Here is a 24516-nt window from a genome sequence, read left to right on the forward strand (position 1 = left end):
ATAAAAGAAATTATCTTATGGAATCATGGAATGCATTTATCAGCCTGTTGAATGAGATGTCGCCCTACCTGTTGCTGGGCTTCCTCTTTGCGGGACTGCTGCACGTGTATGTACCGCGGGGAATTTACATGCGCTATCTTTCGCAGAATGATTTCCGGTCGGTACTGTGGGCGGCCTTATTCGGTATTCCATTGCCTCTGTGTTCCTGCGGAGTGATACCCACAGCCATGTCGTTACGCAACGAAGGGGCAAGTAAGGGAGCAACCGCCTCCTTTCTGATCGCTACGCCACAAACAGGGGTCGACTCCATCATGGCGACTTATTCGCTTCTGGGACTTCCGTTTGCTGTCATCCGTCCGTTCGTGGCGTTAGTGACCGCGTTTGTTGGCGGAATGGCGGTGAACCGCTTCGCCGCCGGCAGTGAGAAAGAATCGAACGGATCATCTCCTTCTCCATGTGAGACCGGATGCTCCAACAATAACAATTCCTCCCGTCCGAGACGATCCAACCGTCTGATTGAAGCGCTGCGCTACGGATATGTGGAAATGCTTCAAGATATTGGCAAATGGTTAGTGATCGGGTTGGTGATTGCGGGACTGATTACTGTCTTCGTGCCTACAACCTTTTTCGAGCAGTACGCTGACACCCCGATAAAGAACATGTTACTCGTACTACTCTTTTCTGTCCCCATGTATCTTTGTGCCACGGGGTCTATCCCGATTGCTGCGGCACTGATGCTGAAAGGCATGTCGCCCGGTGCGGCGCTCGTCCTGCTGATGGCGGGGCCGGCCACGAACATGGCGGCTATTCTCGTTATACGCAAAGTGATGGGCGCAAAGACCCTTATCACTTATCTTGCAGCCATCATGATCGGTGCAGTCGGCTTCGGGCTGGTAATCGATTATCTACTGCCTGCCGAATGGTTTGCGGCTCCGCTCACCGTCACGGCTGCGGCCTGTTGCCAGCCGGATACACCCTGGTTCAAGACCTCGTGCAGCATCCTGCTTGTGCTACTGCTTGTTTATGCTTTTTTCTTGAAATACAAACAAAAACCTGTACAAATAAACGATATGACAGCAAAATATAAAATTACCGGCATGAGTTGCAACCATTGCAAAGAAAGTGTGGAGAAAGGCCTTGGCAAGTTGGCGGGCGTCACTTCCGTAAGCGTTGATTTGAACAGTGGGACGGCTTTTGTTGAAGGCACCGCTACGGAAGCCGAAGTCAAGGCGGTGATCGACGATCTCGGCTTCGGGTACGGCGGAAAAGCATAAGGCAGAACGGATGGAACAGAGGCGCCGCCCGCCCGTCTCGTCGTGACCCGGAGAAAGAACAGGCGCAACGTATCATATATAAGCGCCTGTCGGGCGAAGAGAAAGCATACTTTTCCGGGCACGGATGCCGCTTGCAATAAATACTTTTACGACACGTTGTATAGAATAAGTTTTGTATCTTTGCAACGCTTTTTAGGTCGCCCCGCACGATGGGAGTGACGTGGACTTGTTGTATGGAGAAGACAACAAAAAAGATGATCAAACAGGTTCGTTTTGCCGTGGTGGGTTGCGGACATATCGGCAAACGCCACGCGGAAATGATCGCCCGTGAAGAGGGAGCGGAGCTGGTGGCCCTCTGCGATATCCGACCCGAACTCGTATTGGGTATCGAGGCATATAAAGTACCTTTTTTCCGCAGTTTGGATGCTTTATTAGAAAGCGGTATTCCGTTCGACGTATTAAATATCTGTGTGCCGAACGGTCTGCATGCCTCGATGGCTATCCGGGCGATGGAAGCAGGCTGTCACGTGGTCATCGAAAAGCCGATGGCGCTCTCTGTAGCCGATGCCGAGAAGGTCATCTACACCGGTCTGAAACACCATCGACAAGTCTTCTGTGTGATGCAAAACCGCTATTCTCCGCCTTCGGTCTGGATCAAAGAGATAATTGAGTCGGGACGTCTGGGACAGATTTACATGGTGCAGCTCAATTGTTACTGGAATCGCGATGAACGTTATTACAAACTCGGCGGGTGGCACGGAACGGCCGACTTGGACGGCGGCACACTCTTTACACAATTCTCGCATTTTATTGACGTGATGTACTGGCTTTTCGGTGACATTACCGACATACAGGCGCGATTCGACGATTTCAATCACCATGACACAACCGCGTTCGAAGACTCGGGCGTCGTTCACTTCCGTTTTACGAACGGAGGAGGTATGGGCTCGTTGAACTACTCGACTGCCGTTTGGGATAAAAACCTCGAAAGCAGTATGCTGATTGTGGCGGAAAACGGAAGTGTGAAAATTGGCGGACAGTATATGAACGAAGTCGAGTATTGCCATATCCGGGACTACGAGATGCCTGTCCTGCCGCCTACGAATCCGGGCAACGACTACGGCGCCTACAAAGGCTCGGCACAGAACCATCACCTCGTGATCCGCAACGTGGTGAATGTGCTTTCCGGTAACACCTCCGATACGATAACGACGAATGTACTTGAAGGCATGAAAGTCGTCGATATCATCGAGCGGATTTATGCGTTGAAAAATATCCGGACAAAAAATGATTAAATAACAAATTAACATTAATAATTATGGCAACCGTTGTATCATCAAAGAACACCAAGACAGAGATTCTCGAAGCATACGAAAATCTTTTGGAAGAAGTGCAGAAAGCCAAAGCCAATCATCCTAAACTACAACAGGAAGAGAAGCAAAATAAAGAAATAAGTGATCGTGTTTCCGACTTGTCAAAAGACAATATCGGAAAAAGTATTGAAAACCTGAAAGTGACTTTAAATAGTTCGTTAAACGAATTATTGGAAGGTCTTTCCATCGAATATAAGAAATTATCCGATATAAAAACGGCCATTGCAGTTGAGGAGAAGAAACTCGAAGACTTGTACTCGCTCACGGCCAATACCGACTCGTTAGCCACAATGCTTCTTGTACAGAAAGAAAAGAAAGAAGCCTTCGAAAAAGAAATGACTGAAGCAAGACTTTTATGGGAGACGGAGAAGCTGAAACACAAAACGGCAGAGGAGGAGTATGTCAACGAAGTAGCCAAGCAACGTAAGCGTGAAGAAGAAGAGTATACGTACCATCTGAAAACAGCAAGGCAAAAGGATACGGACGAGTATAAATCCAAAGTGCAGCAACTCGAAAGAGAGCTTCAAGAGAGAAAAGCGCAGTTCGAGCAGGAAATGATGGAACGTGAAACAAACCTCAAAACTGCAGAAGCAGAATTGGTGGAGTTGCGCAAATATCACGCCGAGTATCCTCAGATGTTGGAAAAGGCGCTGACCGATAAGGAGACGGAGATCACAAAGAGCTTAAAGACGGAGTATGAGTTTAAAAACAAACTCTCCGAACAGCAGAATGAGGCAGAGATTCGTCTGAAAGATCAGCAAATAACCTCTCTGCAGGAAAAGATAAAAGAGCTCCAGGCACAGGTAAAAGAGTATGCCGATAAGGCTCTTCGTGCTGAAACCAGTGTAAAAGATATTGCATTGAAAGCGATTCAGAACTCTTCAATACCTCGCTACGTAAAAGAAAAAGAAGGAGAATAATATCTAAATGCCTGAAGCGACACTGAAAGAGAAAACAGCCAAGGGCTTGTTCTGGGGCGGAATCAGCAATTTCGTACAGCAAGTGATTGGTATGGCTTTTGGTATAGCCATCGCCCGGATCCTTTCGCCCGACGATTACGGATTAGTGGCGATGCTGGCCATCTTCACGGCGATGGCCAATGCGGTTATGGACAGTGGCTTTACTACGGCGCTTATCAACAGAAAAACTATCGAACACAGGGACTATAATGCGGTCTTCTGGTTTAATGTCTTTGCGGCTATTGGAATGTATGTCATTCTGTTTTTTACGGCGCCACTGATTGCCCGGTTTTATAACCAGCCGGTGCTGGTTCATCTTTCTCGAATCGTCTTCCTGAGTTTTATCCTTGCGTCTTCCGGCATTGCACACAACGCCTATCTACTTAAAAAAATCATGGCCAAGCAACGTGGAATCATCGATATGGCGGCGGTGTTCTGTTCGGGTGCAGTCGGGCTGGTATTGGCGTTAAACGGTTTTGCGTTTTGGGGATTGGCGGTGCAGCAGCTGTCTCAGATAATGATTGCCGTAGTGCTGCGCTGGTACTTCTCGCCATGGAGGCCGACATTTGAATTTGACTGGGCCCCGCTCAAAGAAATGTTCGGATTCGGAGTGAAGATATTTATCGGTGTTATTGTGGGTATGTTATCTGCCAATATCTTTTCCGTCATATTGGGGCGTTATTATGGAAAAACGGAAACGGGTTATTATAGTCAAGGTAATAAATGGGCCTCTTTGGGTAATTCTGTTTTGTCGGGGATGATAACAGGAGTGGTACAATCCGTTCTCGTAGAAGCTTCGGATAATATACATCGGCAGGTTAATGTGTTTCATAAGTTAGTAAGATTCGGTGCTTTTGTTACTTTTCCTGCAATGTTTGGATTACTTTTTGTCGGGAAAGAATTTGTTTTACTGACGATCGGTGAAAAATGGCTGGGCAGTGTCATATTTTTGCAGTTATTCTGTATTTGGGGGAGTTTTGGTTTCTTGGAATCAATCTATGTGTATTTGCTGATTTCCAAAGGAAAATCGGATGTTTATGTATGGGTCATTACTGCCATGTGTTTCTTTCAGATATTAAGCGCTTTATTAATGAGGCCATTAGGAATCATACCGATGATTACTGCCTACATCGTAATTCGTTTAATGTGTTTCTTCCCGAATCACTATTTTACAAATAAACTGATTGGTATTAGATTTTCATCTATAATAAAAGATATATTGCCATACTTTGTAATTGTAATCTTTTCCATTGGAATGACGTGGTTTATTACGAAAAATATTGGAAATATATACATATTATTCTCTGCTAAGATCATATTAGTTGCTGCCTTTTATATTGGGATATTATGGATGACAAACTCCGTTATTTTTAAAGAAAGCCTTGGTTATATATTTAAAAAAACATACCGCTATGCTAAATAATAAATCCATATTGATTACCGGGGGCACTGGGTCCTTTGGTAAAATGTTTGTTAAAAAGATACTACAAGACTATCCAAACGTAAAACGAATTGTTATTTTTTCTCGTGGCGAATTAAAACAATACAAAATGCAGCAAATGTATCCTGCAAATAAATATCCTCAAATGCGCTTTTTTATTGGTGACGTGCGAGATGCAGAGCGTGTTAAACAAGCTTGTGAAGGTATAGATGTAATCATTCATGCTGCAGCGATTAAGCAAGTTGACACAGCAGAATACAATCCGGAAGAGTGTATAAAAACAAACGTTGGAGGAGCACAGAATGTTATTCGTGCAGCTTTATACTGTGGAGTTAAACATGTTATTGCTTTATCTACTGATAAAGCTTGTGCTCCGATTAATTTATATGGAGCAACAAAACTAACTTCAGACAAGTTGTTCACGGCGGCCAATAATATTAAAGGGGGGCGTAATATCAGATTTTCAGTTGTTCGTTATGGAAATGTAATGGGATCACGGGGCTCAGTTATTCCTTTCTTTATAGAAAAAAAGTATCAAAAAGCAGCATATCTCCCTATAACCGATCAAAGAATGACTCGATTTAATATTTCTTTGGAGGCCGGGGTGGATTTGGTTATGTATGCAATTGGACATCATTTAGGGGGAGAAATTTTTATACCCAAAATCCCATCTTATCGAATTATAGATGTTGCTCAGGCGATTGCCCCCAATATTCCGATAAAACAGATTGGTATACGACCCGGAGAAAAACTTCATGAAGAAATGATTACTATCACAGACGCTCTAAACACATTGGATTTGGGGAATTATTATGCCATATTACCGGCAGTATCATTTAATCATACTTCGGCGGAATACATAAAGCATCATAATGCGAAATATGTTCCGGAAGGATTTCACTATAGTTCTGGAGAAAACTCGGACTGGGAGACTGTTGAATCAATACGTGAGAAGATAAGAAAATATGTTGATCCTCATTTTAACGCATAATGATAACAAGACCGATACCATATGGACATCAAAAAATAACGGTGGAAGATATTCAGGCTGTTATAGAAACACTCCGATCGGATTTTTTGACACAAGGGCCTAAAATAAAAGAATTTGAAAATGCTTTTGCCCAATACGTGGGAGCAAAATACGCTGTTGCAGTTAATAATGCAACGGCTGGATTACATTTAGCTGCTATTGCTTTATGTATTAAACCTGAAGACAAAGTTATTGTTACACCACTAACATTTGCAGCAAGTGCAAATTGCATTCGGTACTGTGGAGGTAATGTCGTGTTTTGTGATATTGACAAAGACTCTTATTTGATAGATATTGACAAACTGCATAACATACTTAGTTCATCTCCTATGGGAACATACCAAGGAGTCGTGCCTGTCGACTTTGCTGGATATCCTGTAAATCTGGAGAAACTTCGCCAATTAGCTGATGAATATGGCTTATGGATATTAGAAGATGCTTGTCATGCACCAGGTGGTTATTTTGTTGACAATCAAGGAGATATACAAATGTGCGGTAATGGTACATTGGCCGATATTTCAGTATTTTCATTTCATCCAGTGAAGCATATTGCTACCGGTGAAGGGGGAATGATTACAACAAACAGTAAGATCTTATATGATAAACTTTGTCTTTATCGCACTCATGGAATAACTAAAGATCCTTTGTTAATGCAGGAAAATCATGGGGGGTGGTATAATGAAATGATAGACCTTGGGTATAATTATCGTCTTACTGATTTTCAGGCAGCATTAGGAATTTCACAGCTTAAGCGAGCTGATACGGGTATAATTCGCAGGCGACAAATAGCCGAGAACTATAACCAGGCTTTCAAGACAATACAAGGTATCAAGATTCCTTATGTAGAAGAAAGGTATCATCATGCATATCACTTATATGTTATTCAGGTAGAAGATCGATTAAATTTATATAATTACCTACACAAAAATAATATTTTAACACAAGTACACTACATACCATTACATCTAATGCCGTATTATCAAAAGAGAGGAAATAAAAAAGGAGATTTTCCGATCGTTGAAGCATATTATCAACATTGCTTAAGTCTGCCAATGTTTCCTTCTCTAACCGAAGAAGAACAAAATTATATTATAGAGAAAGTGATTAATTTTTTTATCAAATAGACAGGATATAACAAATCGAAAGGAAACGATTCCCCCTTGGGGAAGCAGAACTTGGCAATTTGTCAAAAAAAAAGAAAGACGAAGTTGCGAAAAATAAATCACCTCTTTCTTTGATAAGAAAAAAAAGAATTAAAGCACAAATGAGGAGTTTACAGAATAAACTGATTATAGGAACAGTTCAATTTGGATTGAATTATGGTATTAATAATATGTCAGGTCAAGTTTCAATTGATGAAGCAGATAAGATCCTTGCTTTAGCCAAGAAAGCGAATGTTTGTTTCATAGACACTTCATCTGCATATGGAAATAGTGAAAAAATATTAGGAACTATATTAGACAATTATCCACGAGGTTTTAATGTGATATCTAAATATCCCCAAAGTGACAAGTCTGTATATGACATGTTTAAAGAATCGTTAAAACAAATGAAACAGAGTCGGTTATATGGATATTTGGTACACCATTTTGATTTTTATAAAAAAAATCCGTCTATATGGGATAGTTTTCTCAGGTTAAAAGAGCAAAAATTGGTTCAAAAAATAGGGTTTTCTATTTATCACATAGAAGAATTGGAATTCCTTCTTAACAATAAGGTAAAATTCGATCTTGTGCAATTCCCTTATAATATCTTTGACAGACAATTTGCTCCTTATCTGAGTATACTTAAAAATCTCGGAGTGGAAATACATACTAGATCCGTATTTCTTCAAGGTTTGTTCTTTAAAGAAATCCTCTCCTTGCCCCAAAAACTTCTCCCTCTTAAATCACATTTAAATGAATTGCATAAATATTGTGATGCTCATTCTATAAGTATAGAAAAATTGGCATTGGGGTTTGTGACAAGCAATCCGCTCATAGATAAAGTCTTGATAGGTGTGGATGGCATTAAACAATTTGAAAAGAATATCGCTATTTGCAATTATTGCATATCGGATAAAGATGCTTCCTTTGTTTCATCCATAGATGTTACAGAAAAGAATTTACTGAACCCCGTTAATTGGAATTAAAATGAAAATATTGGCTATTACTCAGGCAAGATATGGTTCTACACGTTTACCGGCGAAAATATTAAAGGAAGTTGCGGGTAAGACATTGTTGGAGATACATATACATCGAATTCTGCAATCAAAACTAATTAATGAATTAAAAATAGCAACGACTAACGAAGAGGGAGCAAAGTATATAATTAATATCGCGAACATATTAAATATTGGATATTATCAAGGTTCAGTTGATGATGTTTTGGATCGCTTTTGTAAGACTGCAGAGCCTGAAAATCCGGATTATATTGTTCGTTTCACATCAGATTGCCCATTAATAGATCCATCTGTTATTGATGATGTAATAAGATTTACTATAGATGGTGATTATGATTATGTTGCAACAGACTCGAACAGTTATCCTGATGGCCTGGATACGGAAGTTTTCAAATATTCCGTGTTAAAAAAAGCTTGTGAAGAGGCTAAGATGAAATCAGAAAGGGAACATGTAACTCCATATATATGGAAAAATGGAACAGCCAAAGGGGGCGATTTGTTTAAGACATACCATATCCCTTGTGATAAAGGAGATTTTTCTCGGTTTCGTATTACGATAGATGAAATAGAAGACTTTGAGGTAATCAAAATTTTAATTGAACATTTAGGATATCAAAAAGGGTGGACGGAATATATTGATTATCTATCAAAAGAAAGGAGTGTTTTTGATATTAATAATCAATACAGACGCAATGAAGGATATTTAAAGTCAATAAATAATGATTTAAAAATAAGATAAGCGCAATGAATAAAGGACAGAATTTATACAAGAAAGCTAAAGGATTGATTCCCGGTGGAACAATGTTATTATCGAAAAGGCCTGAAATGTTTTTGCCGGAATTTTGGCCCGCATATTTTAGCAAAGCAAAAGGATGTAAAATTTGGGACTTGGATGGTAAGGAATACTTTGACCTCTCTCTTATGGGAGTTGGAACAAATACATTAGGTTATGGTAATGATGAAGTTGATGAGGCCGTTACTTGTACAATTAAAAATGGTAATTTATCGACACTCAATTGTCCGGAAGAAGTGGAGTTAGCAGAAAAATTGATCGAACTGAATCCATGGGCAGACATGGTTCGTTTTGCTAGAACTGGAGGAGAAATAAATGCAATAGCAATTCGAATAGCTCGAGTTGCAAGTGGAAAAGATAAAGTGGCTGTATGTGGATATCATGGATGGCATGATTGGTATCTTTCCGCTAATTTGGGGAATGAGGAAAGATTAGCGGGCCACCTCCTTCCCGGATTGGACCCTGCCGGCGTACCAAGAGTACTACAAGATATGACAATCCCATTTAATTATAATAACTTCCAAGAATTACTTGACATTGTCAATAAGAATAATGTTGGAGTCATTAAAATGGAGGTTTGTAGAAATATGGGGCCGGAAGATAATTTTCTTCAAAAAATACGCCAATTGGCATCAGAAAGAAAAATCATTCTTATTTTTGACGAATGTTCCAGTGGGTTTAGGGAAACGTTTGGAGGATTATATAAGAAGTATAATGTTGAGCCGGATATGGCTATTTTTAGTAAAACAATAGGAAATGGTTATGCTATTTCTGCGGTAGTCGGTAAACGTCATATCATGGAAACGGCCCAAAAAACATTTATCAGTAGTACCTTTTGGACAGAAAGAATTGGTCCGACCGCTGCAATTGCAACCCTGAAAATTATGAAAAGAATAAAATCATGGGAGATAATAACAAAAATTGGACTTGAAAACAAAAAAAGATGGCAACAGATAGCTGATAAATATGGTTTGTCTATAACCCAATGGGGAATTCCTGCATTGGCCGGATTCACTTTTAACAGTGAGAAAAATCTTGCATATAAAACATATATAACTCAAGAGATGTTAGCAAAGGGATATTTAGCAGGAAACAGCATGTATACATGCATCTGCCATACAAAGGATATTCTGGACGGATATTTTTATGAATTAGACAAGCTTTTTGCAGATATTAGGGACTTCGAAGATGGTAGAGACATAACGAAAGCCCTGAAAGGTCCTATGTGCCATGGGGGATTTAAAAGATTGAATTGAACATTAAGAGTCCTATTACAATACATGTTAAAATGAAAAAGATAAAAACTATCACAGATTCTACCTCCAAAGAAGAATGTATAAGAGAAAAATTCTGGGATTTGTTTGAGAGTTGTCCAATCCCTCCTTCTGAAAGATTGAACAATATAGGATTATTTTTAAATCGGCAGACCTTGTCTCGAATTTTTTTTATGAATAAATTGTATCAAAAAATTTTGAATATCCATGGGGTTATTATCGAATTTGGCGTTAGATGGGGACAAAACCTGTCTTTGTTCTCCTCTTTTCGAGGGATGTATGAACCATACAATTACAATAGAACAATTTATGGGTTTGATACATTTTCAGGGTTCCCCAAAACAAATGTTAAAGACGGGGGGGGCGGTAAAAACAGTAAACTATTCGGTAACTGAAGATTATATGGAATATCTTGCAAAAATTCTTGAATATCATGAGAATGAAAGTCCTATTTCTCACATTAAGAAGTTTCAACTGATAGAAGGTGATGCCTCTCAAACGATAAAAACTTTCTTAAAAGAAAGACCTGAAACAGTCATTTCTTTAGCTTATTTCGATTTTGATCTATACCAACCTACTAAAGACTGCCTTGAGGCTATACTTCCATATTGTACCAAAGGATCTATTTTGGCTTTTGATGAATTAAATTGCAAGTATTTTCCGGGTGAAACAATTGCCGTTCGAGAAGTATTAGACCTGACCAAATATCGATTACAAAGAGATAGGCAAAATCCATATTGCTCATATATAAAACTGTAAGTATGACAAAAAAAAAGATATTCGAAATTGGAGAGTTTAAATATATCAATTTTACTCATCTTTCTAGAGATTCATCCTTAATAGAGAATGTTAGACAGTGGAGAAATCATCCAGATATCAGAAAGTATATGTATAATGATGATGAAATTTCAGAAGAGGAACATCAAATTTTTATATCATCATTAAATAAAAGGAAAGATGTAACATATTGGTTCGTTCACTATAAAGAAAATCCTATTGGAGTAGTATCTTTGGTAAAGATAGACGAATCAAATAAACAGGCGGAATTAGGTTACTATTTAATTCCCAGAATATTAAATAGCGGATTGGGGCTTACTTTTGCTTTTCACAACTTCTTGTTCTCCTTTAAATGTCTAATGTTTAATATTTTATTTGGTGCCACTCATGCCGATAATAGAAATGCTCTTCTTTTAGATAAATATTTGGGATGTATTATGGGAGAATATTTGACAATAAAGAAGAATGGAAACAGCCGAAATTTTTTGAGTTGGACTTTGAAAAAAGAAGATTTCATGAGGGATGGTTTAAAAAAAAATGATATTAGGCTTTTTGTTCGGTTTTGTAGGGAATCAAAAATCTGATAAATATGCTTCAAAAATTTAATTTCCATCATATAGGATACGCCGTATGTGATATTGCAGAGACTGCTTTTTTTTACACATCCGAAGGATGGTCTATGAGCAAAATAACAATAGATAAGGTACAAAACAGTCAAATAGCATTTTTATCAAAGAACGGTCAACCTCTAATCGAGTTGGTGTCTCCAATTGATGATAAGTCGCCAGTCTGTAAGATTCTTGAAAAAAACGGTGTGACACCTTATCACATTTGTTATGAGGTGGATGATATATATGAAGCGATAAAAATCATGCGTAAGAAACATTTTATACCATTATTCAAGCCCGTAGAGGCGATTGCTTTTGAGAACAGACCTATCTGTTACATATACAATAAGAATGTTGGATTGATAGAACTATTAGGTAGTTAACCTACGTTTCTGTCATAGATGGAAAATACGATTGTTCTTTGTGCTCTCAATATGAAATATTATATCTATAGAAATATGACAATAGAGAATTTCTTCAGCAATATTGAAGCAACATTCTCTGGTTATGAGGACATTTCAACAATAAATGTAGATGTGGACCGATATGTTTGGTTTTATTTGCCCCCTCTCATATGTGATATACAAAAAATGGCCGATAAGATATACAGCTATACAAATATGTTGAAAATGACAGTATTCCAACTCCCTAAAAATAAAACGCTTATTTGTTTTACAATGCATCTTGTTTTTGATATTAACAATATTATATCGGATACTCGCATTAGTGATGCTGTCACCCAATACAACAAGGCTCTTTATCATATCGCATCACAAAATGAACAAGTAAAAGTTATCGATTTTGCAAAATTTCTTTTACGTTATTCCGATTGTGACCAGATTGATTGGAAATACTATTTTATCTCACAAATGGCTCTTAATCCGCGACTGGCTAAACCGTTTAAAAGCTGGTTTGAACATCAACTCGATGCAATAGACCTTAAACGAAAGAAATGCCTTGTCTTAGACCTTGATAATACTTTGTGGGGCGGTATATTAGGTGAAGATGGACCTAATGGTATAGCCCTTGGGGGAGATTATCCGGGCAAAGCATTCCTATACTTTCAACACTGCCTCGAAGAACTTAACAAACAAGGAATAATTCTCTCCGTGTGTAGTAAAAATAACATAGACGATGTCATGCAACTATGGGATGAACATCCCGACAATATCCTTAATCAAAAACATTTTGCATCTTGTAAAATAAATTGGATGAATAAAGCTTCTAACATTCAGCAGATAGCGGAAGATTTGAATATCAGTACAGACAGTATGGTTTTTATTGATGATAATCCTGCAGAACGTGCATTGATTCAAAAAATGTTACCTGAAGTCATTGTTCCTGATTTTCCCGAACAACCCTATTTATTACCTCCATTTATTAAAGATGTTGCAGAGAGATATTTTTCTGTCTACAGATTAACAAAAGAAGATTTAAATAAAACCGAGCAATACAAAGCGAATTTGCAACGACGTGAAGCTAAAAAGATGTTTTCTAATATGGATGAATATCTGAAAAGCCTTGACATTATTCTTTCTGTCCGTGAAGTGAATGAAAAAACACTGGCACGGATTGCTCAAATGACACAGAAAACAAATCAATTTAATCTGACAACAAGGCGTTATACAGAGATGGATATTAGAGACTTTATTAATAATAATTCAAAAATATATACACTTTCGGTCTGTGATAAATTTGGAGACAATGGTATTACAGGCTGTTCTATAATAACTTTTGACCACAATAGAGCGAATATAGATACATTTTTGTTGAGTTGTAGAATATTAGGAAAAAACATCGAAATGGAATTTATTCATTATATTTTAAATGAGCTCAAAAAACATGGCCTTGATTCAGTAGATGCTTCATATATTGCAACAGCAAAGAACAGTCAAACCTCTGAATTTTATGATCATGCAGGTCTATCATTAGTAAGAGAGGAAAGGGGCATTAAATATTATTCATTGAATTTAAACTTATATCATTATACTCCCAGTATATATTATAAATATCAATAAAAAAAATGAAAGAGAAGATAAAAAAAATTGTATCCTCTGTCTTAAAGATGCAAAATGTGACAGATGAAACTGCACAAAGAGATTGTGATAAGTGGGATTCTCTAAAACATTTATATCTCATTGTCGAACTTGAAGATTCATTTGGAGTTTCATTTGAACCGGAAGAAATAGCAGAAATGAAGGATATCAAGTCTATTTATGAAATCGTTGCAAGAAAATTATAATATTTCTGCAAAATATTATATCTTGTAAAACGTACAAAAGGATGGGCAAACGTCAGATTATATTTCGTGCAGATGCCGGCAAGAGGATTGGATACGGGCATTTTGTACGTACATTGGCTTTGGCGGATATGCTAAAAGAAGAGTTTGAATGTGTATTCGTTACGCAAGACCCAACAGAATACCAAAAAAGAGAAGTTGAACGAATTTGCCCTCTAATAGGACTTCCTTCTGACAACAGTAAATTTTCATTGTTTTTAAGAATGCTTTCTGGCAAAGAGATAGTGGTATTAGATAATTATTTTTATTCAACTGATTATCAAAAAAAAATAAAGTCTAAAGGGTGTAAATTGGTCTGTATTGATGATATGCATGATAAGCATTATATTGCAGATGCTGTGATTAATCATGGATTAGATAACCCAAAATTGTTTGATGTTGAGCCATATACAAGGTTGCTTCTTGGGTTGGATTGGGCTTTGATACGTAAACCGTTTCGATGTTCTGGTTCCATTCGGGATCGAGAAAAAGGGCATATTGCTATTTCTTTTGGTGGCGCTGATTGGAATAATCTTACAACAAAATTCTCTGAAAAAATCACGAATGACTGTGAAATAGACAGAATTACAGCAATTGTGGGGGATGCATTTCCATTTGAAAAGAAGCTGAAAAAGGTTGGTAAAGTCCAAATTGTCAAAAATCTAAGTGCTTTTCAGATGGCTGACTTATTTCGTAAGGTTGAATTTGTAATACTTCCATCAAGTACAGTTTGTATTGAAGCATTAGCTTGTAAATGTCCCGTAATTGCAGGATGGTATACAAAAAACCAAAAAGAAATGTATCATTCTCTATTAAAAAATAAAAGAATAGTTGGTTTGGGTTTTCTAAATGAGCGGACGATCCATGGTTTATGTAATGTGTCACAAATAAAGAGAGGGGATAATGATGTTAAAATCTGGGAAATACAAGATATCTCAAAAAAATATATCCATGCTTTTCACGGAATATAACAATGTTGTTTTTTAAGATATTCTTCCTACGGAAACACAAAGTAGACGCAATAGTAATTGATGAAGGGTGAAAAATTTCGCAAAAAAACAATAGAAAATTCTCTTGATTTACTTTTGGTGAATGTGACAGTAAATAATTGAGATAATTTAACAATAAACGTATGATATTTGCAGTCTTGTAAAAATATGCAAAGCCAATTCAAACAAATAATTCGTAATACAATATGAAGACAACAATTGTAGCAGAACTATCAGCCAATCACAATGGAAGTATAAAAATCGCTATTGAAACAATTAAATCGGCAAAACGCGCTGGTGCTGACGCGATTAAGTTTCAAACTTACACTGCTGAGACAATGACTTTGAATTGTCATATGCCGGATTTTAAAATAGCACAAGGTACTTTATGGGATGGGCAGTATCTATATGATTTGTATCAGAAAGCATATACACCATGGGAGTGGCATGATGAACTTTTTCGAATAGCAAAAGAAGAAGGGCTTCTCTGTTTTTCCACTCCTTTTGATAAGACGGCTGTTGATTTTTTAGAGACATTAGGAAACCCGATTTATAAAATAGCTTCATTTGAGATTACAGATATATCGTTAATCGAATATACGGCAATGAAAATGAAACCAATGATTATATCAACGGGCGTTGCAATGCTCGAAGATATTCAATTGGCGGTTGACACCTGTCGCGCAGTCGGTAATGATGATATAACACTTTTAAAGTGTACCTCTTCTTATCCAGCCCCAATAGAGGATGCAAACTTATGCATGATTCCAGATTTAGCTAAGCGCTTTGGTGTAAAATCTGGATTATCGGATCATACATTAGGGTCTATCTCTGCTATTACGGCAGTTGCTCTTGGAGCAACAATGATTGAAAAGCATTTTATTATGGATCGGTCTATAGGAGGCCCTGATGCGACATTCTCCATGAATGAAGCAGAGTTCAAACAAATGGTGAAAGATGTTCGTGATGCCGAAAAGATTATTGGAAAAATAAAATACGAATTAACTGATAAAATGAAAATAGGGCGTGAATTTAGTCGTTCATTATATATTGCTGAAGATATAAAAGAAGGGAATATACTTACAGAACGAAACGTGCGATCTGTTCGTCCTGGGTATGGTTTACATCCCAAATATCTAAAAGATATAATTGGAAAGAGAGTGAATCGAGACTTAAAAAAAGGAATGCGGTTGGACTTAGATTACATTAAGAAATGATTGATGTTTTAAATTTAGAATGGACCTCATATCCTTCAAGGGATAGAAATACGGCAACTTTGATTTGTAATTATTTAAAGATGATGGAATTTTCCGTTGTGGAAAGGTCTGTATTTCATGGATTTGAAATGATCAATAAGTACCATCCGTTATTATTATTTATAACAAATGGGACGGGTGCTAAAATTAATTTCCATATAGTTAAGTATGCAGCATTAAGAGGAATAAAAGTAATAACGTCTGTTTCAGAAGGAAATTTTAAAACCTCAAGCGAGACCCTACCTGAATTTGTATGGGGATGGAATAAAGATCATGTTTTCTATGAAAGAATAAACATGCAGTGGAGTGAACGAACTAGAAAGATGACTGTAGATGCGTATCCACAATTTCAGTCACAAATAAAAGTTTCAGGAGCAGCAGGATTTGATTATTATAAAATAGTTAAACCTCTCAAGAGAGATGTTTTTTTACACAAATATCACAAAGAAGGATATAATAAAATTATAGGTTGGGGATGTTGGGATTTTGCTGTCGCATTCCCTGGAGATACAAGATATGAATATTTTTTATCCTTATATGGAAGTGATACAATTACTCGATTTCAAAAAGATCGTGATTTATCAAATCAAGTATTATTAAATATCATCGAGAAGAATCCCGATATTTTGTTCTTACTAAAAGAACATCCCGGAAATACAAGAGGATTATTTGAATCAGGAATAGCCGGAGCCGAAAAATTCCCCAATGTCCTTATATTGAAAAAAGAATCAATCGTTGATTGTATTGCGGTAAGTGATTTCTGGATTACGTATGAATCTACGACCGTTATTGAGGCATGGCTCTTAGGGAAACAAACATGCTTGTTAAATCCTACGGGAATTGATTTTCCACGGGCGAATGTGTATAAAGGTTCTCCGAATTACCCTGATGTACCTACATTGCAGGCTGCAATTGATTCCTTCTATTCAACGCATGAATTGCCCGGCTTTCAGGCAATGGAATCGGAGAGAAAAGAAGTGATCAGGGAGACGATACAATGGGATGACGGACTGAATCATGTCAGAGCCGGAAATGAAATTATCCGTGTTTTAAAAGAAGAAGAGAAGCGAGAGAAAAAAAGAATTCCTTTTGATTTGAGAAAGATTAAATGGAAACAATATTTGCTTTCACGTGGGATCCCTCGAAAAACAAACAATTTTATTTATGACAAACTGAGAGGATTTGATCACGAAGAACTGTCTCAACGGAATGCAGAAATATATAATCAACAGATTGCCTATTATAAAAAAATGGGATTATCAAAAGAGGATCTACGAACAATAACAGTAATATAAGTATAGAGGTACAATGGATATAGGGCAAATAAGAAAAGACGTACATGCATATTATCATTCCATATTTAATGATAAATATGGTAGATATGTGAGAATCCTGGAACTCTTTCCTCCAATAAAAGAGTCTGATTGCATTCTTGATTATGGTTGTGGGACAGGTTGTGTCAGTCAATATTTTTACAACAAATACAAATGTAAAGTTGATGCGGTAGAGCAATCTGAAATAGAGTTAACGAAAGCAAAAATAAGTTTTCAGGGGGGGGGTAAAATGGATGACTATTCATGAATTTTCATTTCCTGAATTAAAGTACGATCTTGTTTTTTCATCACAAGTAATAGAACACGTACATAATGTTGGTAATTATTTATGTAGAATAAATAGAATGCTAAAATCAGGAGGATGCTTGATTATCAGTTTGCCAAACATTATAAACCCTAATTTTATATGGGGGACTTTCTTTATATCTACTGATCGTCTACGAAGGCATTCTATGGAAATGTTGTCAAATTATAATAAGGTGCATAATCATATTAACGCATGGGATGCATATAATTTTGTTACCTTATTGGCTTCGTGTGGTTTTGAAATGGAAGCATACTTACCAATAGAAGGAGTTGCCCAACCTTACTTTATATGGAAAAGAATTCCTATAATAGGGAAATGGCTACCTGCGTACACCAATAAAAAGAATCGTGGAAAGAGGGGGAATTGGTCATATACAATGAGCTTTAGATTCAAGAAAGTAAGAGAGGCATGTATCGAAAACTATGATTGAATAAAATAGTTAAATGAGGAAAATCTATTTTTTTACCAGATCATACTTGCCTAGTGTAGGAGGGGGAGTGATAACACGATTGAGAAAGGTGGAAATATTCCGTAATGCCGGTTATGATGTGACAGTTGTGACACCTAATTATGAGAATAAAACCATAATTTGCTCAGAGAATTTGATAAAAATACCATATTTAAATAATAAGATTGATTTGTGGTTTGAGAATTTTGGCATTTATGAAGATTATTTAGATAAATGGGTGCGTACTTCATATAGATACCTAAAGGATAGGATAAAAAAAGATGACATCCTTTTTTGTACGAGTGGCGGTGAGTTGGGTATGATAAAATTAGGTTTCTTGTTAAAGAAGAGTCTGGGATGTAAATTTGTGGTTAATTTTCATGATCCTATTAATTATACGACGGTTAATGGCCTAAGTCGTACTCCTCCTGTTTTTGCTGTAAAACGAGATGCTTTTGAGGCTAAATATGTTCCAGAGGCAGATATGGTTATTACATCTTCTATGACTTTAAATTTGGCACTAAAGAAGAAATATCCTCGGATTAAAATAGTTAAAAACTGCTATCATGGTTATACAAAGAAGATACCAATTAGCATAGAAGAAAAAAAGAACTCTTATCCGCTTAGAATTCTTTATGGTGGGGTATTGGCGAAAGAGCAATCGCCTGAAATATTGGCGGAAGCTATTTTGAAAACGACAAACGTAGAGGGAATATTTATTGGTAAATATGAAAATTATACACCAATGTTGAAATATGATAAGTCTGATAGGATTAAGTTATTGCCAATGATGTCTCACGATCAATATATAATAACAATGTCAAAGAGTGCCGATATTGGTTTTCTCTCTCTGAGAGGAGATTATTGGGGCGCTTGTGTTCCTTCCAAATTATTTGAATATATTAATATGGGACTACCTGTGTTAGCTTCTATACCATTAGGTGATGCATTTGATATTATTAATGAGAATAACTATGGAAGAGCTGTTTATTATAAAGATATGAATGGGTTAATAGAAGCTATAAAATACATGTCTAATCCTGATACTCTTGATACTATGCGAAGAAATGTTTTTGAAGATAGAGAGAAATGGGCATTTGATGTCAACTTTGCAAATGTATTAGAATGGATAAAAGAATTATAATAAGATGTGTGGAATAACAGGGTATATCTCGAGTTCAGCTCATATTTTAGTTTCTGATTTTTATAGGGCACATAGATTAATTAGACATAGAGGTCCCGATGATGAAGGCTTTGTTATGTTGAATCAGGGAAGACAATTTCACTCTTATAGGGGAGATGAAACGATTGATCATTTTCGGAAATTGCCACATCTATTGACTGAAAGTACGACAAATTTTATATTTGGTCATCGGAGGTTGTCAATATTAGACATCACATCTAAAGGACATCAACCTTTTTTATCTGATGATGGAAATTATGTAATAACATATAATGGTGAAGTTTATAACTATAAAAATTTACGCGATGAATTGGAGTGTAAAGGATATCACTTTCACTCGGATTCTGACACAGAAGTTGTATTATACTCGTATGTAGAATGGGGGAAAGGATGCTTTGCCAAATTTAATGGTATGTGGGCATTAGCTATTTATGATAAAAAGAAAGATGAAATTATTTTGTCAAGAGATCGTTTTGGCATAAAACCTCTTTATTATACAATAACGGGAAATGGTTCTTTTTGTTTTGGCAGTGAATTGAAATTTATTAGAGCTTTAGATACTTCTTTAGACGTAATAAATAAGAATGTTGTTCGTAATTATTTGCAAAGCTGTTTCTTAAATAATACAGAAGAGACTTTTTTTTGTAATATTAAAGAGTTAGAACCAGCTCATCTTTTGATATTATCCAAAGGCCGTATAGAGATTGAAAAATATTGGTCGTTTACTCCACAACAAACTATTACAGACATAAATGAGGCAGTAGAGCATTTTTCTTTACTTTTTGAAGATTCAGTGAAGCAATATATACAGTCTGATGTGGAAGTTGGAGCCTTGCTTAGTGGAGGATTAGACTCAAATTTAATTGTTGGTGTAATGAGTAAATTAGGGTGTAAACCACAATGTTTTTCAGCTGTATTTGAAGATGAAAGGTTTAGTGAAAAAAAATATATAGATGAGAGTGTGCAATATTATAATTTGAATGCCCATTATATATATCCAAATCCTACGGATTTCCTGAAAGATTCATATGATATGATGTACCATATGGAAGAACCATTTAGATCATTGTCTGCCTATTCTGGTTTTTATATATATAAATATATGCAAATGCAAACGGCTTCTGTGAAAGTTGTATTGAATGGGCAAGGAGCAGATGAATTATTTGGGGGATATACCAATGATTATTTTGTGTTTTTTGCGGAACTTTTATTGCAGGGGCGTATAAGTAAATTTTTCAGAGAAGTTCATCTCTTCTCTAAAAGAAGACGAATTCCTTTTAGCTTGATATGTAGACATATTTTGAGGGCTTGTCTTTTTAATAATAATTTTCCGGAGCATTGTTTATCGGGAATAACGAAAACCCCACTAAGGGAATATTTACGTTATGAAGATAGAAATTCAATGGCTTTTGGGATTGAGGCTAGAGTACCTTTTTTAGATTATCGAATAGTTGAGTTTGCTTTATCTTTATCTACTAGTTTGAAAATAGATAATTTTATAAATAAAAGAATTGAAAGAATTAGTGCAGCAGGGACAGTGGTTGACTATATTATAAATAGAGAAGATAAGATGGGCTTTGTCTCTCCCCAAGAAATGTGGCAACAAACAGATCTAAAAAGAGCGTTTGATGAGGTTTTTTTAACAAAGAAATTGAGTGCCATAACGTCTATGCCAATAGACCCCTTACTGAAAGAATATGATAATTATTGTTCTGGAAAAAATGAGAATTGGGGGAAAATATGGAGGATTTATTGTTTATATAAATGGGAGGAAATGTTATAGGTTGTGCAAAGTGTTATACCTGAAAGAAATATAGTTGTAGTTGTATTTTGTGTGGCAAAAAGTAAGAGAAACAAGTCTTGTAGAAAATTTCAAACTGGGAACATACATCAATCGGACAGTACGGGGGGGGCTATTTGACATAGAGCACACCGGAACCGTCAATTATGGGGAGCGAGGTGTCAGCGGCATATAAAGAGCTAAAGGATGATGCATGAAAACCAAAATACGGAATTTAAATCTTCGTGGCGTGAAGAATATATCCGTTACATATCGGCGTTCAGCAATAGTGAAGGTGGTTTTTTGTATCTGGGAGTCAATGATGAAGGTGTGGTTATCGGATTGGACAACGCTGAAAAATTATTGGAAACATTGCCTAATCTGATTAATCAAAAAACAGGGATTCTACCGGTTGTTAAAATAAGAGATGAGGGTGGAAAACGGTATATTGTCCTTACCGTGCATCCGAGTATTGTCCCGATTTCATATCACGGTCACTACTATATACGGAGTGGAAGCGTAACGACTGAACTGCAGGGGCCTCAGTTGTCCGAATTTCTACTCAAAAAACACGGGGTTACCTGGGAGGAAATTGAGGTGGATGATTTTACGGAGGAAGAATTGGATTTGGAAACGATAGAGCGTTTTAAAATATTGGCCAGAGATCGCTTGCCTTATGTTAAAGAAGAAAAGTCAAAGATGATTTTGCAGAAACTCAATTTGATCAAAGGAGATAAATACAAACGGGCCGCGGTGTTGTTGTTTGCTAAAAATCCGCAAAAATATTTTCTTCAAGCCCGAATCAGGATTGGAAAATTTTTGAATGAAGCGGAGATCCTTACCAGCGATATCGTGGAAGGAAACCTGTTCAGACAAGTCGATTTGTCTTTAGATATCCTGCGAACCAAATATTTGCTCAGTCCCATTTCGTATGAAGGGATTTATCGACGCGAAAAACTGGAATATCCCTATGAGGCTTTGCGTGAAGCGGTGCTTAATGCCGTTATCCATCGTGATTATATGATTACTTCCAATATTCAGATTCGCGTATATCCCGATAAATTGGAGATCATGAACGATGGTAAGCTACCGGGGGAAATCACGGTAGAAGACCTTAAGAACGTCCATAATTCGATTCCTCGTAATTTCTTGATTGCGGATACTTTTTATAAATCCGGGCAAATAGAGAATTGGGGGCGTGGAACGATTCGCATCATTAAAGAATGTGTCGATAACGGATTACCACAACCGTTGTTCTATGTGAATAAGCACCTGTTTACGGTTCGTCTTCTTTTGAATCGTACCGATAAGGTCACCGATAAGGTCACCGATAAGGTCACCGATAAGGTCACCGATAGCTTATCCGAAAAACAAAAAAAAATCATGTCGTTATTACGCGAAAATAACAGAATGACGTTATCCGATTTGTCTGAAGCGTTGGGAATATCGCGTCGTAAGATAGTAGATCATACCAATAAACTTAAAGAAAAAGGGGTGCTGATGCGTGTAGGAAATAATAAATCCGGGTACTGGCAAGTTATCATGTCTTCGGAATAGTATGGAAGCGTTTTTAAAGAAAAAGAGGAATCTTTGCAATTTGAGGAAGGATAGACTGCAGAAACAGGCAGCCACTGGAAAATAAACAAACGAGAATAAAGGATGTGTTGGAATCTGTAATAGATAAAGAATAGACAGAAACAATGAACAAAACTATTTGCATCGGTTTAGGGTATATCGGTTTTCCGACAGCGGCGATGCTGTTACTCCGCATGAATGGGATAACAAGACAAAAAGTAAAATAAGGCACATCATTATTTTCGTTTTTCGGCAAAAAGTAAAATAAGGCACATCATTATTTTCGTTTTTCGGCAAAAAGTAAAATAAGGCACATCATTATTTTCGTTTTTCGGCAAAAAGTAAGAAAAAATAATTTCAATGGAGAATTTCAAATCAGGAACCTATATCAATCAAGGCTACTACAAAAGTTTTCAGCCCGAGCCGATTAATAGAGCATGGAAATTCTCGGACATGAATGTATTTCAATTGCTCAGTCAAGCAGACCGCCATTTGGGACGCCTTGATATGTATTCGGAATATGTGAACATTGACTTCTTTGTCCGTATGCACGTCGCCAAGGAAGCAACACAGTCGACTAAGATAGAAGGTACACAGACGAACATCGAAGAGGCTTTTCTGAAAAGGGAAGAAATCGAGACCGAGCGGAGAGACGGTTGGGAAGAAACTCGTAACTACATTTCAGCCATGAATGAAGGGATAAATCTCTTGCATACATTGCCGTTCTCGTCACGTCTGATACGGCAAATCCATAAAATTCTGCTGCAGGGGGTACGTGGTGAACATAAACTTCCCGGTGAATACCGAAGCAGCCAAAACTGGATTGGTGGAGTTTCTTTGGCCGATGCTGTTTTTGTGCCCCCGATACATACCAGTTTGCCGGAATTGATGTCCGATTTGGAAAGATTTGCCAACGATAGTCTCAATCCTTTGCCCGATTTGTTAAAAATCGCAATCATACACTATCAATTTGAGACGATCCATCCATTTTTAGACGGAAATGGCCGTGTGGGACGTTTAATGATTACTCTTTATTTAGTCAGCAGAGGTATCCTGAAGCAACCTGTTCTGTATTTGTCTGATTTCTTTGAGAAGCATCGGACACTCTATTACGATAACTTAATGCGAGTACGCACACATAACGACCTTAATCAGTGGCTGAAATTCTTTCTGAGAGGTGTTATTGAGACTGCCCGGAAAGGAGTAGAAACATTCGACAAAATTCTACAGCTTCAAAAACATACTGAGTCGAAGATAAAAGAACTGGGTACAAAAGGTAAAGATGCCGACAGAGTAATCGATTTTCTCTACCGAACTCCGGTTATTGATGCTCAAAAAGTGGCGGAGGTTACAGGAAAATCGCTCAAGACCGCTTATGAGCTTATTGTTAGGATGGAAGATTTGCGGATACTAAAAGAAATTACAGGGGCTTCCCGTGGCAAACTGTATGTTTTTAAAGATTATTTGAATTTATTTTATTAATTAAAAGCCGGTGACTTTTCTTTAAACATTCAGAAACGATAGCGCATAGTGGTTTTATCCATAAGAAAAAGAATTTATTTCTTTAAGAAAGACCTGCAATTTGAGGGAGGAGAGACTGCAGGAACAGGCAGCCACTGGAAAATAAACAAACGAGAATTAAGGGATGTGTTGGCATCCGTAATAGATAAGAAACA

The 24516-nt window shown here is 37.0% G+C and carries 24 protein-coding genes; all 24 read left to right on the top strand.

The window, feature by feature from the left end; all coding sequences use genetic code 11:
- Positions 1 to 17: 17 nt before the first annotated feature.
- Positions 18 to 1274 (top strand): SO_0444 family Cu/Zn efflux transporter, encoded by a 1257-nt coding sequence (locus Tanf_RS01155; protein ID WP_046824596.1) that lies wholly within the window; start codon positions 18 to 20, stop codon positions 1272 to 1274.
- Between the two features lie 254 nt (positions 1275 to 1528).
- The gene (locus Tanf_RS01160; protein WP_046824638.1) at positions 1529 to 2569 is read left to right on the top strand and encodes a Gfo/Idh/MocA family protein; all 1041 of its coding nucleotides are present in this window, start codon (positions 1529 to 1531) and stop codon (positions 2567 to 2569) included.
- A 23-nt stretch (positions 2570 to 2592) separates the two neighbouring features.
- Positions 2593 to 3567 carry a coiled-coil domain-containing protein gene (locus Tanf_RS01165; RefSeq protein WP_046824597.1) on the top strand — a complete coding sequence of 325 codons (975 nt, stop codon included), beginning with the start codon at positions 2593 to 2595 and terminating at the stop codon, positions 3565 to 3567.
- Between the two features lie 7 nt (positions 3568 to 3574).
- Positions 3575 to 5029 carry a lipopolysaccharide biosynthesis protein gene (locus Tanf_RS01170; protein ID WP_046824598.1) on the top strand — a complete coding sequence of 485 codons (1455 nt, stop codon included), beginning with the start codon at positions 3575 to 3577 and terminating at the stop codon, positions 5027 to 5029.
- Positions 5019 to 6038, top strand: a complete 1020-nt coding sequence (pseB, locus tag Tanf_RS01175; protein WP_046824599.1) for a UDP-N-acetylglucosamine 4,6-dehydratase (inverting) — start codon at positions 5019 to 5021, stop codon at positions 6036 to 6038. Before Tanf_RS01170 ends, pseB begins: the two co-directional genes overlap by 11 nt.
- Positions 6038 to 7201, top strand: coding sequence for a UDP-4-amino-4,6-dideoxy-N-acetyl-beta-L-altrosamine transaminase (gene pseC / locus Tanf_RS01180; protein ID WP_046824600.1), 1164 nt, complete (start codon positions 6038 to 6040; stop codon positions 7199 to 7201). The genes pseB and pseC overlap by 1 nt, the downstream gene beginning before the upstream one ends.
- A gap of 59 nt (positions 7202 to 7260) precedes the next feature.
- Positions 7261 to 8208 carry an aldo/keto reductase gene (locus Tanf_RS01185; RefSeq protein ID WP_052448956.1) on the top strand — a complete coding sequence of 316 codons (948 nt, stop codon included), beginning with the start codon at positions 7261 to 7263 and terminating at the stop codon, positions 8206 to 8208.
- A gap of 1 nt (position 8209) precedes the next feature.
- Complete coding sequence (locus Tanf_RS01190) at positions 8210 to 8977, top strand: cytidylyltransferase domain-containing protein (protein WP_046824601.1); 768 nt, start codon at positions 8210 to 8212, stop codon at positions 8975 to 8977.
- Between the two features lie 5 nt (positions 8978 to 8982).
- Positions 8983 to 10287 (top strand): aminotransferase class III-fold pyridoxal phosphate-dependent enzyme, encoded by a 1305-nt coding sequence (locus tag Tanf_RS01195; protein ID WP_046824602.1) that lies wholly within the window; start codon positions 8983 to 8985, stop codon positions 10285 to 10287.
- Positions 10288 to 10319: 32 nt separating this feature from the next.
- On the top strand, positions 10320 to 10700 hold the full coding sequence (locus Tanf_RS15350) for a hypothetical protein (protein WP_201774568.1): 381 nt from the start codon (positions 10320 to 10322) through the stop codon (positions 10698 to 10700).
- Positions 10651 to 11064, top strand: a complete 414-nt coding sequence (locus tag Tanf_RS15355; RefSeq protein WP_201774569.1) for a class I SAM-dependent methyltransferase — start codon at positions 10651 to 10653, stop codon at positions 11062 to 11064. The genes Tanf_RS15350 and Tanf_RS15355 overlap by 50 nt, the downstream gene beginning before the upstream one ends.
- Before the next feature lie 2 nt (positions 11065 to 11066).
- Positions 11067 to 11666, top strand: a complete 600-nt coding sequence (gene pseH / locus Tanf_RS13730) for a UDP-4-amino-4,6-dideoxy-N-acetyl-beta-L-altrosamine N-acetyltransferase (protein ID WP_052448957.1) — start codon at positions 11067 to 11069, stop codon at positions 11664 to 11666.
- A gap of 5 nt (positions 11667 to 11671) precedes the next feature.
- Positions 11672 to 12073, top strand: coding sequence for a VOC family protein (locus Tanf_RS01210; protein WP_046824603.1), 402 nt, complete (start codon positions 11672 to 11674; stop codon positions 12071 to 12073).
- A gap of 75 nt (positions 12074 to 12148) precedes the next feature.
- Positions 12149 to 13708, top strand: coding sequence for an HAD-IIIC family phosphatase (locus Tanf_RS01215; RefSeq protein ID WP_236684354.1), 1560 nt, complete (start codon positions 12149 to 12151; stop codon positions 13706 to 13708).
- Positions 13709 to 13713: 5 nt separating this feature from the next.
- On the top strand, positions 13714 to 13932 hold the full coding sequence (locus tag Tanf_RS01220) for an acyl carrier protein (protein ID WP_046824605.1): 219 nt from the start codon (positions 13714 to 13716) through the stop codon (positions 13930 to 13932).
- A gap of 41 nt (positions 13933 to 13973) precedes the next feature.
- Positions 13974 to 14939, top strand: a complete 966-nt coding sequence (pseG, locus tag Tanf_RS01225; RefSeq protein WP_052448958.1) for a UDP-2,4-diacetamido-2,4,6-trideoxy-beta-L-altropyranose hydrolase — start codon at positions 13974 to 13976, stop codon at positions 14937 to 14939.
- Between the two features lie 224 nt (positions 14940 to 15163).
- A complete protein-coding gene (gene pseI / locus Tanf_RS01230) occupies positions 15164 to 16174 on the top strand; it encodes a pseudaminic acid synthase (protein WP_046824606.1) in 1011 nt (336 codons plus the stop codon).
- Positions 16171 to 17508: a BFO_1060 family glycosyltransferase gene (locus Tanf_RS13735; protein ID WP_140230620.1), complete on the top strand. Its 1338-nt coding sequence runs from the start codon at positions 16171 to 16173 to the stop codon at positions 17506 to 17508. The genes pseI and Tanf_RS13735 overlap by 4 nt, the downstream gene beginning before the upstream one ends.
- 13 nt (positions 17509 to 17521) lie before the next feature.
- Entirely contained in the window at positions 17522 to 17794 is a 273-nt protein-coding gene (locus Tanf_RS15705; protein ID WP_014224474.1) for a class I SAM-dependent methyltransferase, read from the top strand.
- On the top strand, positions 17781 to 18284 hold the full coding sequence (locus Tanf_RS14020; protein ID WP_074451633.1) for a class I SAM-dependent methyltransferase: 504 nt from the start codon (positions 17781 to 17783) through the stop codon (positions 18282 to 18284). The genes Tanf_RS15705 and Tanf_RS14020 overlap by 14 nt, the downstream gene beginning before the upstream one ends.
- Before the next feature lie 88 nt (positions 18285 to 18372).
- Positions 18373 to 19446 (top strand): glycosyltransferase family protein, encoded by a 1074-nt coding sequence (locus Tanf_RS01250; protein WP_140230619.1) that lies wholly within the window; start codon positions 18373 to 18375, stop codon positions 19444 to 19446.
- A gap of 4 nt (positions 19447 to 19450) precedes the next feature.
- Positions 19451 to 21268, top strand: a complete 1818-nt coding sequence (gene asnB / locus Tanf_RS01255) for an asparagine synthase (glutamine-hydrolyzing) (RefSeq protein ID WP_046824607.1) — start codon at positions 19451 to 19453, stop codon at positions 21266 to 21268.
- 204 nt (positions 21269 to 21472) lie between these two features.
- Positions 21473 to 22822 carry an ATP-binding protein gene (locus Tanf_RS01260; protein WP_080948517.1) on the top strand — a complete coding sequence of 450 codons (1350 nt, stop codon included), beginning with the start codon at positions 21473 to 21475 and terminating at the stop codon, positions 22820 to 22822.
- Positions 22823 to 23200: 378 nt separating this feature from the next.
- Positions 23201 to 24322, top strand: a complete 1122-nt coding sequence (locus Tanf_RS01265) for a Fic family protein (RefSeq protein ID WP_014224467.1) — start codon at positions 23201 to 23203, stop codon at positions 24320 to 24322.
- Positions 24323 to 24516: the final 194 nt, after the last annotated feature.

This window comes from Tannerella forsythia, assembly GCF_001006485.1.
Classification (GTDB): Bacteria; Bacteroidota; Bacteroidia; order Bacteroidales; family Tannerellaceae; genus Tannerella; species Tannerella forsythia.